A 12247-nucleotide genomic window follows, 5' to 3' on the forward strand; every position below is an offset into this window, starting at 1 on the left:
GTGTCGGCTGATTGTCGGACCGTCCTCCTATGCTGCTTACCGAGCGTGACGCCGACAGCGGAGAGGGGCGTGGGGGTGCAGGCGAACGGTGTGGAGCCTGACGAGGAGGATGAGCGGGGGCCCGACCTGTGGCAGCCGGCTGGGCTTCCCGGCGGGTTGTTGCAGGCCAGCTACCTGACGAGCCGGTTTGCGGCGCAGTATCGGCTGATCGTCGACGTGTTGCTGGCCGAGCAGGAGCACACCCTCACCGGCGTTGCCGCGACCGATCTGCCGGATCTGCTGCGTCGGCGGCTGCGGGCGTTGAAGGCGGATGTTCGGCTGCTCGATGACCCTGCGTTCAAGCTGAAGGAGCGGATGGCGCGGCTCGAGCGCTGGGGTGTGGTCTACCGGTTCCAGGACAAGGCTGTCCGGGATGCCGAGTTCGTCCTGGATCGTGACCGCTATCAGCTGACCGAGACGGTCGCCGAGTTGCACCGGGCGATCACCTCGCTCGGGGACGATACGGCTGCCGCGGCCGCGGCGACGCTCGCACCGGGGATTCTCACCGCCAACCTCACCCTGTTGTACGAGTGTGCCGAAACCGACCCGTCCGGCGCGGCTGCGGCCTGGTCCGTGATCGCCACGACGCACCAGTCCATGGTGCGGGCCGCGGCCGGCTGGCAGGCCCGCCTGGCCGGGGCGCTGGCCGGGGCGCCCACCCCGGAGAAGGTCGCCACCGTGCAGGAGACGCTGCGCCGTTACGTGGACATGTGGGGCGCCGGCATCGACACCCACTCCGAGGCGATCACCGGGGCGGCGGCCCGGCTGGCCACCCTGCCCGCCTCGTCGTGGCGGCGGATCGCCGTGCACACGCTGGGCGCGAACGCCGACGAACCCGCCATCGACGCGCTGGTCGCCACGCACGTGCACACGCTGGACACGCTGCGCCGCTGGTTCGACGGTCCGGACTGTCAGGCGCGGCGGCTGCGCCGGCAGATGCGGGACACGATCGGTCCGCTGCTGCGCGGGCAGCGCACCCTGGCGGCGGTCGGCGGTCACGTGTCGCGGCGCGCCGAACTGGTCGATCTGGCGACCCGTCTCGAATCGGCGGCGGACGACGACGGCGCCTGGCGGCTGTGGTGTTCGGCGACCGGGCTGTTCTCCGCCCGGCACCTGCCCGGTGCGGGCAATCCGCCGGCCGGGAACGCGGGCGCGGTGTCGTTCTGGGACGCGGATCCGGTTCCGGTCGAGGCCCGCCTGCGGAAGCAGGGCCCGAAGGCGGCCGGTGGCAGCGCGGCCCGCATCACCGACCGGACCGGGGCGAAACGGGCGGCTCGCGAGCGGGCGGCCCGGGCCGCGGCGCAGACGGCGACGACCGAGCAGGCGGTGCTGGCCCGGTCCGGGCAGCGCCTGTCGCAGTGGCGTGAGCTGACCGCGGCCGAGCTGCAGATGCTGCTGGTCCTGTTGGGCACGGTCGCCTCGGCCCGCCCGGACCGGGCCGGCCGCCGGACGGCGACCACCGGTGACGCCCGCTGGCGGCTGCGGTCCGAACCGCCGTTGGACGGGGCACCGGCCGCGGTCGTGCACACCCCGGACGGGCGGCTCGTGCACCCGGACATCGTGCTGCACATCAGCCCTCTGGAGGCGACCGCGTGACCACCTCCGCCGCCGCCCGGGAAGCCCAGCAGGCGTTCCTCGGCCTGCTCGCCCAGCCGCTCGTGACGCCCACGACGAACCGGCTCCTGCACCGCCACGTGATGCGGCACCAGCGGCAGATCGCCGATCACGCCCGGCGGGCCGGATACCGGCTCCAGCGTGTCGGCCGTGCCGTACGCATGATCAGGGTGCCCATCGCCGGAAGCGTGACCGCCCCGCCCCGGCCGGCCACCGCGCCCGGCCGGCGTCTGCTCTCCCTGGTCTGCTGTCTGGCGGCGTGCTGCGAAGAGGTCTCCGGCACGGTCACGCTGCAACGGCTGTCGGACATGGTGCGGGATCTGACGTCCGCGCCCGGTGTCACGGTCGGCGCCTACGACCCGGAGCAGAAACCGCAGCGGCGGCTGCTGCGTGACGCCGCCGCGCTGCTGGCCGGGTGGGGCGTGCTGCGGCGGCGCACCAACGACGAGAAGATGATGTACGACTGGACCGAGGACGGCGCCGGACCGGGCGCGGGCTACGAGGTCGACCGGGACGCGCTGCTGCTGATGACGAGCCCGGATGTGCTGGCCGCGGCCCTGCACCCGCCGGACCCGGACACCGAGCCGGACGGCCGCACCGTGCACCACCTGCGTGCCCTGCTGGAGACGCCGGCCGTGGTCTACGCCGACCTCGACGACGCCGAGGCCGACGCGCTGCGCAAGGGCCGCGGTCTGCGCTCCGCCGACCTGGCGCAGATGACCGGCGGCACGGTCGAGGCCCGCGCCGAGGGGCTGGTGCTGGTGCTCCCCGACGACCCGGATCATCCGCCGACGGTGGCCGACTGGCCGCGGGCCCGCGCCGCCGACTGGGTGGCGCTGCTGATGGCCGACCTGGCCGGCCGGCACGGCGACCGCACCCCGGGCGGCGCGGTGCGACTCACCGGCGCGCAGGTCGACGAGGTCGTGGAGGACCTCGCGAGCTGGCGCGGCGACTACATGTCCAAGGATCAGCGGACCGTGCCCGGCACGATCCGCGCCGACGCGGAGACGATCCTGACCGAACTCGGCCTGCTGCGCGTGGGCGCCGACCGGTCGTGGACGTTGTCCCCGGTGGCGGGCCGGTACCGCGACCCGGACGTCACCCTCGTAGACACCACGGAACCGACCCGATGAGAGACCACGGAGCCGACCCGATGACCAGCGACCTGCCCGTGCCGGGACCGGCCGCCACCGATGCCCAGCTGTCCGCCTGGCGGGACGCCGTCACCAGTGCCGGCCTGCCCGAACCGTCCCGTTCCCGCTGGCAGGTGCTGCGGGCCGGGGTGGTCGGTCTGTGGGAGTTCGACGTGGCGGAGTACTGGTTCGCCGACGGGCGCGCCCAGTTCGTCGGGCAGAACCAGTCCGGCAAGTCGACGCTGATGGCGCTGACCACGCTGCTCATGCTGGCCGGCAGCCTGGACCGCAAGTTCGTCGACACGTTCGGCCAGTCCGACAAGGAGTACCGCTACTACGTCGAGCCGGTCGCCGACGACCGGGACCGCCGGGACGCCTCGGTGTCGACGAACCGGGGCTGGGCCTGGGTGGAGTACGGCCGGGTCAGCCCGCTCGGCACCCCGGAATTCTTCACCACCCTGCTGTACGCGCAGACCAAACGCGGTGTCTCGCAGATGACCCGTGCCTGGGTGGTGTGCGAGGGCGCGGCCCGGGTCCGGGCCGGCCTGGACCTGGCGGTGGGGCAGTCGGTCACCGAGCCGAAGCTGCTCGAGGCGGTCGACGGGGTGACGATCTACCCCAAGGGTCAGGCGTACGCCGAGCGCCTCGCCCTCGACCTGTTCGGTTTCGACGACACCGACCGGTTCGCCACGGTGATCGAGATGTTGAAGGTGCTGCGGACCCCGCACCTGGGTCAGAAGCTCGACCCGGCCTGGTTCACCTCGCAGATCCGGTCGGCGCTGCCGCCGATCGCCCGTAACGAGGTGACCGAGCTGGCCGACGGCTGGCAGGAGCTGGAGCAGCTCGCCCGGGACCGGGACTCCGCCGACGAGGCCCGCAAGGCGATCGCCGTCTATCTGAGCAGGGCGTGGCGGCCGTGGGCGGACGCGGTGCTGCGCCTGCACGCGGACAGCCTGATCGCCGCGGACACCGGCGTCACCTCGGCCGGTGCCGCGGTCCGGGCCGCGCAGTCCCGGCTGGACGAGGCGCGGCGGCTGCTGGACCAGGAGGCGGCCGACACCCGGGCGCTGGAGCAGGCCCTGGAGCGGACCCGGACCGAGCTGATGCAACTGTTGCGGTCGTCGGCGTACACCGGGGCGATGGAACGCGCGAGCGACGCCCAGCGGCTGCGGGCCGAGGCGAACGCCGCGAACGCCCGTGCCGCGAAGGCCGCCGCGCACCTGGCCCGGACCCGGGAGCAGCTCGACCGGTCCCGGCTCGAGCAGCAGCGGGCCGACGGGGAGCTGGACCGGATCGGTCAGGAGGTGGACACCGCGGCCGCCCACTCGGTCGAGACCGCGCTGACCGCCGGTCTCGGCGAGCAGGTTCCGGTGTGGGCGCAGGCCGGTGACGTGGACCGGTTCGACGCGGCCGTCACCACCCGTCGCGCCCAGGTCGGCACGCTGCGCAAACTCACCCGGGCCGCGACGAGGGCGGCGGCGGCCTGGCAGACGCTCGACGACCTGGCGCAGCGGGCGCAGGAGCAGCTGGACGAGCGCACGTCGGCGGCCGTGGCCGCGGAGCAGGCCCTGGAGCAGGCGTCGCAGGCGCTCTCCGACGACCTGGAACGCTGGGCCGCCGGCCTGGGTGACCGGCGTCCACCGGTCGAGGACCGGTCCGCCTGGATCGGCGCGGTCGCCGAGCAGGCGGCTGCGGCCCGTCCCCGGGCGGTGCTCAGCGCTCTGCTCGGCCGGGACTGGCTGGAGCCGGCCGCCGGGCCGCTGACCACCCGGGCGGCGGAGTTGCGCGCCGCGGCGAAGGTCGCCTCCCGGCAGGCCGTCGAGATCGACCGTGAGGCGGACGTCCTGGAGAGGGCGGGCGATCCGGTGCCGGCGTCGCCGTCCCGGTGGACCCGCCGGGAGCGTCCGGATTTCCCGTCCGCCGCCGGGGCGCCGTTGTGGCGGCTGGTCGACCCGGTCGAGGGTCTCGACCCGGTGATCCTCGACCATGTCGAGGCGGGACTGGCCGCCGCCGGGCTGTTGGATGCGTGGGTCACCGTCGACGGGCTGTGGTCGCTCGGCCGCGACGGAAGCGACGACGTTTTAACCCCTGATTACACGAAAAATCCGGACAAAAGCCTGGTTGCGTCGTTGGTGCCCGCCGAAGACGCCGGCGAACTCGCGCCGACCATCCGCCGCGTTCTCGCCACCATCGGCGTCGACGGGACCGGGGCGATCAGCATCGCGCCGGACGGCCGCTGGCACACCCCGATCGCCGCCGGTCACGCCGCACCCGCCCCGAACGGCGCCGAACTCATCGGCACCGCGGCCCGCGCCGCCGCCCGCCGTCGCCGGATCACCGAGCTCCGGGACCGGGCCGGCGCCGCCCGTTCCGAGTCGGCCCGGCTGTCCGAGCAGGCCGACGCGGCGATCGACCAGGTCACCCGGCTGCGCGAGGCGTACGCCCACGCCCCCGCCGACGCTGACGTGATCACCGCGGCGGCCGCGCACCGGACCGCCCTGACCGAGCAGACCAGGGCCGCCGACACCTACCGCACCGCCCGGGTCCGGGAACGTGATGCCCGATCCCAGTCGGACACCGCCGCCGGTGACGTCACCCGGTACGCCACCGACAACACGCTGCCGACCGTCGACGACCATCTCGACACGCTCGCCGGGGCCCTGGACGATGCGGCGGCCGCGACCAGCGGACTCCGTCTCGCCCTGCGGGGCCGGGCCGGGGCGACCTCCGCCGCCACCTCCGCCGCCGCCCGGGTGGCCGCCGAGGACGACCGGGTCCAGGACGCGGCCGGCGCCGCCGAGGAGGAGGCCCAGGCCGCCCAGTCCGCGGACACCGCCGCCGCCCTGGCCGAACAGTCCGTGGACGCCGACACGCAGGAACTGTTCGCACACGCCCAGAACCTGGAGCGCAAGGTCGAGGAGTACGGGCCGTCCATCTCGGCCAGCAAACGCGAGGGCCTGGCCCGGTCCGAGGCCGCCGGCAAGGCCAACTCGGTGTGGCAGCAGCGCCGCGACGACCTCACCGCAGCCCTGGAACGCCGCGACAAGGCGGCGCTCGCCTGGTGGGTGCCGGTCGACGCGGGGCTGGCCGCCGCCCGCGACCTCACCGAACCGGAGCATCGCACCCTCGACGACGCCCTCGCCCACGCCCGGTCCGCGGCCGAGCGGCTGCGCGTGCCGAACTGGCCGGACCGCCTCGACGACAAGGCCAAACGTGCCGAGGCCGCGCTGTCGCGGATGCTCGGCGGAGCGCTCGTCGACCTCCGCTCGGTGCTGGAGACCTCCGGCGGCCGCTCGGTGCTCACCACCGACGCCGACGAGCAGCACCCGCTGCCCTCGGTCACCCTGATCGTCGACGCCTCCGGTGCCCAGCTGGACCCGGCCGGTGCGATCCGCCACCTGCAGTCCCTGGTCGAGGAGTTGTCCCGGACCCACGACGAGAAGCTGCACACGATGTACACCGAGCTGCTGTCGTCCACCTTCATCGACCACCTCGCGGACCGGATGAAGAAGGTCGTCAAACTGCTCGACGTCGTCAACGACGTGCTCCGCAAACACCCCACCGGCGCCAACCGGACCACGTTGCGGCTGCGTCGCGTACCCGCGGAGGGCCAAGGTCCCGGTTTCAAGATCTTGAAGGCGCTCCAGGAGGGCACCATCGAGTCGGACAGCGCCCAGCAGCAGATCCAGCTCTTCCTCGGCGAACGACTCCGCGAGGCACAGGACGCCGGCCTGGTCGGCACCGAGGACTGGACCGACCGCCTCGCCGAACTCCTCGACTACCGGGTCTGGTTCGACGTGGTGGCCCAGTACCGGGTCGGCGAGGGCGACGACGAGACCCGCTGGAAGGACCTGACCCGCAAGGTGCACGGCGTCGACTCCGGCGGCGGCAAGGTGGTGACGCTGCTGCAGCCGTTGCTCGCCACGCTGGTGGCGCTCTACTCCGAGTCCCCGGACGCGCCCCGCCCGCTCTGGCTCGACGAGGCCTTCGAGGGCGTGGACCCGGCGAACCGCGCCACCATGATGCGGATGCTGACCGATTTCGACCTGGACTTCCTGCTGGCCGGCCCGGCCCCGCTGGTGGCCGTCGCCCAGGTCCCGGCCGCCGCGGTCTGGGTGATCACCCGAGCCCCGGCCCCGGTCGCCGGCGTCGACCTGTCGCTGATGCTCTGGGCCGGCCAGACCCTGGAACAGGTGGCCGTCGGCGACTACGCCACCCACCTGCTGACCCCGCGCCGCGTCCCGGAGGACACCGGCCCGGACCTGTTCACGACGGTCGACGCCACCGGCTGACGAGGTGGCGGCCCTGGTGAGCCACGGACGTCGGCCCTCAGGCCGCTCGGGGCGAGCTCACCCGCCCAGGGTCACGATCGTCTGCCCCTGCGGCCACACCCAGGGGTACGCCCCCGGCGGCAGGACGTCGAGCCGCCACGGCACGTGATCGAGATCGACGGTGACGGAGACGCCGACCGTTCTCGGCGGTCTGTCGTCGGCCTGCGCGGCGCCCGGCGTGAGGATCAGCGCGACGGCCGGCGTGACGACCAGCGCACCCGCGGCGACCAGCAGTGTCCTGTTCATGGCAGTACCCCTTTTTCCTGGTGGGATGGGATGCCTCGAAGGCTAGACCCGCCAGGTTTCCACCGGGCCGAAAAGAGTCACCGGCCCAGGTCGGCCAGCAGCGCCGCGGCCTGCGCCTCCAGCGGGGAACCCGGGCCGGCCACCCGGGCCACGATGCGCCGGATCTCGCGGGAGTCGTCCGGGTCGTCGCGCAGCTGCACCCGCAACGCCAGCGCGGTCGCCAGTTCGAGCAGGGTCCGCTGCTGCGACGGGCCGGGCGGCAGGACGTCCACGGCCCGGCGGATCAGCGTGATGCCCTCGTCCGAGCGGTCCGGTTCGCCCTGGTGCGCGCCCTGGCAGAGCAGCATCCCCAGCGCCGAGCACTCCCGCGCCCACACCCGGCTCCCGGCCGGCGCGGCCCGGACCGCGGCCCGTAGTTCCGCCTCGGTCGCCGTGTACAGCTGGTGCAGGCGCCGGGCGGTCCGCGGGGTGGCCGGGCCGCCGCGTCCGACGAGACGGGCGGCCTGGTACATCAGGTACTGCGCGCGGTGACTGTGCAGCCGGCTCCGGCCGCCGGGCAGCCGCTGATGCCGTTGCACCAGATCGTCGAGCACCCCGATCGCCTCGTGGTATCCGGTGTCGTCGCCGGACTGCTCGGCCCGTGCGCTTTGCGCCTGCACCAGCTGATCGGCGACGGTCAGCGCGAGCGCGGCGTCGACGGCCGGGTCGGCGATCGCATGCCGCAACGCGGGCAGCGCCGCGCCCGGCCCGGCGGTGGCGAGCAGCCGCCGGGCCCGGTCCAGCGATCCGACCGGGGTCGCCGGGGTCCGGTCCGGCGGTCGTCCCGGGTACGCGCGCCCCCGCACCACCGGCACCGGCCGGCCGGTGATCAGGTGCACGCCGGTGGCCCCGGCCCCGATCAGGGCCATCACGAGTGGTGTCGCGAGCGGCCCCGTCCCGTTCATCGCCAGCGCCGCCCCGGCCAGGACCGCCGGATGGACGGTCAGGCAGACGGTCAGCAGCCGCTGCCGGTCCCGCAGGCCGAGCCCCCGGAACCACGCGAGGCACACCAGCCGGTGCACGGTCAGCAGCAGGACCACGGTCACCAGCAGGGCCGCCAGAAGGCCGGGCATCGGACCGTACGACCAGGCGAGAGCAACCCCGACGACCAGCAGGATCAGCGGGAGCCGCCACGGCGGGAGCACCCCGCCGGCGGTGAGAACGCGCATGCCGGCCACTCAGATGGTGATCGCCGGCAGCGGCGTGAAGTGTGCGGCGGGCGTGTCCAGATACAACCCCTGCGCCTTGGCCGGGTCGGCGAGACTGGTCGACGTGGTGCGGATGCTGCCCAGGATCGCGTCCATGATCTCGCCGACCTGGGTGGCCGGGTCCTCGCCCTTGGCGGTGAACGTGAACCGGCTGGCGATCCGCTGCAACGACTCCGGGTGCGAGTCGCCGAACCCGAAACTCACCACCTCCGGCGCGAACTTCCAGCCGCCGTCCCGCAACTCCCGCAGCGGCCCGGTCCAGTCCTCCCCGGCCTGGTGCCTGCCGTCGCTCATGAAGAACACCACCGGCCGGTAGACCGGGGTGCCCTGGGGCAGCGCCGTCATGCCGGTCTCGATGGCCCGGCGCATGCCCCGGAACGCCGCCGCGAAGTCGGTGCCGCCCGCAGCGTTCAGCTCGGGCAGGTGAGCGTCGGCCAGGTCGCAGAGCGGGATCACCACCCGGGCCTCGTCGGAGAAGGTGGTCAGCCCGACCCGGGCGATCTCACCGACCAGCGGGTCGGTCCGCATCGCGGCGCGGATGCCGGGCAGCGCCCGGTTGACTGCCGCGATCGGGCCGCCGGTCATGGACGCGCTGACATCGACCAGCAGGAAGACGGGGAAGACGGTGGACAGCTCGGAGGAGGTCACGGGTTCTCCTTGGAATCGCCGACGCCGAGTCCTACGCCGGGTCTCTGACGGACAGCCCGCGCTGTCCGTCAGAGACCCGGTGATAGGACCGACCGGGGGGAGAACCCATGACCGCTGACCTCGCCCCGGGCGGGGACGCCGCCGAGCTGCACGGACAGTGCATCTTCACGGGTGCCGGGGAGCCGTCGCGGGCCGGCGGGACTGACGCTTTTCCGACAGCCCCGGTGCCCGTCGTCGATCTCGGCCGGCTGCGGGAGACGCTGCGCAGCCGTCTGGTGCGCAACACCGACCTGTACACCGTCCTGGTCTCCCGGCTGGCCGCGGACGCCCCGGTGCTGCCGGTGGCGCTGGTCGACGAGCTGGTCGCGCTGACCGCCGCGATCCTGCAACACGGCGGGGACACGCCCGGTGACCGGGTGCTCGCCGCGTTCGCGCTGTACCAGCGCAGCCGGCTCGGTGGCAGCGGCGCCTGGGACGACGATCCACGCGCGGCCGACCGGCACCTGCTCGCCGCGGCCGACGGGCTGACGGCATCCACCGGTGGCCTGCTCGCGGTGGCGTTCGCCCTGGCCGGCGCTCTGGACGACCGCTATCCGGACGGCGCGGTGCGGGCACACCTGGCGGGCCGGTTCGCGCCCGTGCAGAAGGCCCTCGACGCCGCCGGCGTGCAGGCCCTCGCCGTGCCCCGGCCGGGCGGCCTGACCCTGCTGGCGGAGGGCCGTCTGCACCCGGTCGCGTTCGGCACGCCGCTGCCGCGACGCCTGGTGGTGGTCCCGGACCGTCGCCCGCTGCCGGCCCTGCCGACTCTCCTGTCGTACGCGACGACACCCGCCCAGCTGATCGACCTGGCCGGCCGCGCCCGCCCCGCGCTCGGCAGCTGTCCCGTCTTCCACGCCGACCCGGCGGGCCCCGCCGCGGCGCTGCACGACGCGTTCTACCGTGCCGCCCCGCGGGCCCCCACGTCACCGACGCTGCTCTATCTCGGCGCCGACGGGTTCACCGGCCGTTCGCCCGGTGGCCTGGCCGTCCTCGCCCCGGGGCGGGACCCGTTCGCCGACGACCTCCTCGACGCCGGGTTCACCGGGGTGATCGGCTGGCGGCGCCCGGTCCCCGGTCCGGTGGCCCTGGCCGCGACCGTCGTCCTGCACCGCGAACTGCTGGCGGACGCCGATCCGGAGCCGGCCGTCGTGCTGCGCCGGATCCAGAGCTGGATGCGCGTCCCGGGCGGGGCGTCGGCGGAGGCTGCCGGCGCACTGGTGCTGCACGGACTCTGACGGTCGGGCCGGTGTGCCTGAGGGCAAGGGCACGGGACCCGCGTTACCCATCGACGGTGCCAGAGAGAGGAGTAGCTCGTACCGCAGAAGGAAGCCGGCGCCGCAGTGACCACCGGGACCGATCCGGGGTGCCTAATCGCCACCCGATGCGGTACATGTCGCCCGGTGATCTCCCACAGTGGCCGGAGAGCGGGGAAGCTGCACCGAGCCGGCCTGATGGGGAGGAACGCTCGGTGGGCGATGCGACAGGGGTCAGGCGTGCGGCCCGGACCACGCCGAACGGGGCGGGGCGGCGTTACGGATCCCGGGTGGTGCGGCCGCGCGCGGGGGAGGAGCCGTCCGAGGACCGGGTCCGTCTCCTGCGGGAGCTCGCTTCGGACGGCCGTCTCGCGCTCGCGGCCCGCGACGGCGCGCAGCGGGCGGTGCTCACCGCGGCCGCCTACGACCTGGTGTGGCCGATCGTCTTCGCCCGGCTGACCCGGCGGCTCGAACAGCAGCGCGGCCATCTCGCCTGCGCGTCCGGCATCGGCGCCCTGGCCGACGAATGCCTGGACCGGTTCCACGACGACGTCGAGGCGGTGGTCGAGGACCTGCTGGCACACGCCCGCCAGCCGATCGACCGGCTCGAGGCGTGGGTGGCGACCCGGGTCGGCGCGGCGACCGTGAACGCCCATCGCCGCCGCCGGGGCAGTCGCGGGGCGTTGCAGCGTCCCCGGCTTCCCGGCTGGCTCGCCGCCGCGCTGGACGACGATCCGTGGCTGACCACGCTGGCCACGCACATCCTGGTCTGGGTGGGGGTGAGCGGCACGGCCGGCAGCGGGACCTGGCCGCTGGAGTCGTGGGCGCAGGAACGCGCCACCCGCACCGGCGACTGGCAGGGCACCGACCCGGCGGCGGTGGGCCGTGACGTGGAACGGGTGCTGTCCGCGATGCGCCGCCGGCCGACCTGGTACGAGTCGTTTGTGGAACGTCCGCTCGGCGCCAAACAGCCGCCAGTGGCCGCGGTCTGCACCGACGAGTACGGCGAGCCGCTCGCCCCGCTCACCCTCGGTGACCCCGATCAGCGGGTCGACGCGGAACTGCACCTGCTGGCCGGCGACGCGGTCCGGGCGATCCGGCACCGGCTGGGCAGCGGTGAGCAGGCCGAGGCGGCGGTCGCCGAGGTGATCCGGACGGTGTTCGGCGGTCTGTTCACCAGCACTCTGGACCGGGCCCCGCACACCGGCGGTGACCCGGTGGGGGAGGTCGCGGCGTCCCGGCTCGGGCACATCGTGGCCACGGTGCTGGCCATCGTCGGCGAAACGGAATGAATCGGTCGCCGGTGGGCAATACAGAGAGGGTGAACTGGCTCGAATTCACGCTGCTGCACACGTCCGGTCCGTGCAGTCTGCGCCTGCACACCGGGCTGGGCGACACCGTCGAGGTGGGCCCGTGCCTGGTCACCGACCGCACGATCTTCTGCCCGCCGGACACCGTCGCCCCGCCCGGCACCCGGCTGGTCCTGCCGTCCGGGGAGACGGTCCGGGTGGTGGCCGCGCACTTCCTCGACGCGGCCGGCACCGCGCTGCCCGAACACTGGCAGCTCGACGTCACCCGGCGCCCGCACGAGACCCCGCGGCACGGTCTTTGCCGGCCACGTTCCGCTCTGCGGCGGGTTTGACGTACCCGGCCCCGAGCGACCGCGGGCGGCAGCCGCGTCCAGCCTGCGGGAAAGC

9 protein-coding genes are annotated in these 12247 nt (G+C 74.2%); 6 read left to right on the forward strand and 3 right to left on the reverse strand.

All coding sequences use genetic code 11. The features are described 5' to 3' along the window. The first annotated feature begins 69 nt into the window (after positions 1-69). From QSK32_RS36150 to QSK32_RS36160, 3 genes are read left to right on the forward strand one after another with little or no spacing between them, the layout of a single operon-like run. Positions 70-1635, forward strand: coding sequence for a DUF2397 domain-containing protein (locus tag QSK32_RS36150; RefSeq protein ID WP_285474458.1), 1566 nt, complete (start codon positions 70-72; stop codon positions 1633-1635). After that, positions 1632-2786, forward strand: a complete 1155-nt coding sequence (locus tag QSK32_RS36155) for a TIGR02678 family protein (protein ID WP_285474459.1) — start codon at positions 1632-1634, stop codon at positions 2784-2786. The genes QSK32_RS36150 and QSK32_RS36155 overlap by 4 nt, the downstream gene beginning before the upstream one ends. Then, positions 2783-7078: an SbcC/MukB-like Walker B domain-containing protein gene (locus tag QSK32_RS36160; RefSeq protein ID WP_285474460.1), complete on the forward strand. Its 4296-nt coding sequence runs from the start codon at positions 2783-2785 to the stop codon at positions 7076-7078. Before QSK32_RS36155 ends, QSK32_RS36160 begins: the two co-directional genes overlap by 4 nt. 57 nt (positions 7079-7135) lie before the next feature. Here the strand turns inward: QSK32_RS36160 and QSK32_RS36165 are convergent, their stop codons facing one another. The 3 genes from QSK32_RS36165 to QSK32_RS36175 all read right to left on the reverse strand — a co-directional run bounded on the left by QSK32_RS36165 (position 7136) and on the right by QSK32_RS36175 (position 9258). Then, positions 7136-7363 (reverse strand): hypothetical protein, encoded by a 228-nt coding sequence (locus QSK32_RS36165; RefSeq protein WP_285474461.1) that lies wholly within the window; start codon positions 7361-7363, stop codon positions 7136-7138. A gap of 77 nt (positions 7364-7440) precedes the next feature. Then, positions 7441-8571 (reverse strand): hypothetical protein, encoded by a 1131-nt coding sequence (locus QSK32_RS36170; protein ID WP_285474462.1) that lies wholly within the window; start codon positions 8569-8571, stop codon positions 7441-7443. A 9-nt stretch (positions 8572-8580) separates the two neighbouring features. After that, positions 8581-9258, reverse strand: coding sequence for a vWA domain-containing protein (locus QSK32_RS36175; RefSeq protein ID WP_285474463.1), 678 nt, complete (start codon positions 9256-9258; stop codon positions 8581-8583). A gap of 107 nt (positions 9259-9365) precedes the next feature. Here QSK32_RS36175 and QSK32_RS36180 point away from each other — a divergent pair, with 107 nt between their 5' ends. From QSK32_RS36180 to QSK32_RS36190, 3 genes are all read left to right on the forward strand, one after another. Further along, a complete protein-coding gene (locus QSK32_RS36180; protein WP_285474464.1) occupies positions 9366-10532 on the forward strand; it encodes a hypothetical protein in 1167 nt (388 codons plus the stop codon). 308 nt (positions 10533-10840) lie between these two features. Then, positions 10841-11842: a hypothetical protein gene (locus QSK32_RS36185; RefSeq protein ID WP_052720699.1), complete on the forward strand. Its 1002-nt coding sequence runs from the start codon at positions 10841-10843 to the stop codon at positions 11840-11842. A 29-nt stretch (positions 11843-11871) separates the two neighbouring features. Further along, positions 11872-12192 (forward strand): hypothetical protein, encoded by a 321-nt coding sequence (locus tag QSK32_RS36190; protein WP_045743997.1) that lies wholly within the window; start codon positions 11872-11874, stop codon positions 12190-12192. Positions 12193-12247: the final 55 nt, after the last annotated feature.

The sequence above is a fragment of the Actinoplanes sp. NBRC 101535 genome (assembly GCF_030269225.1).
Classification (GTDB): Bacteria; Actinomycetota; Actinomycetes; order Mycobacteriales; family Micromonosporaceae; genus Actinoplanes; species Actinoplanes rectilineatus.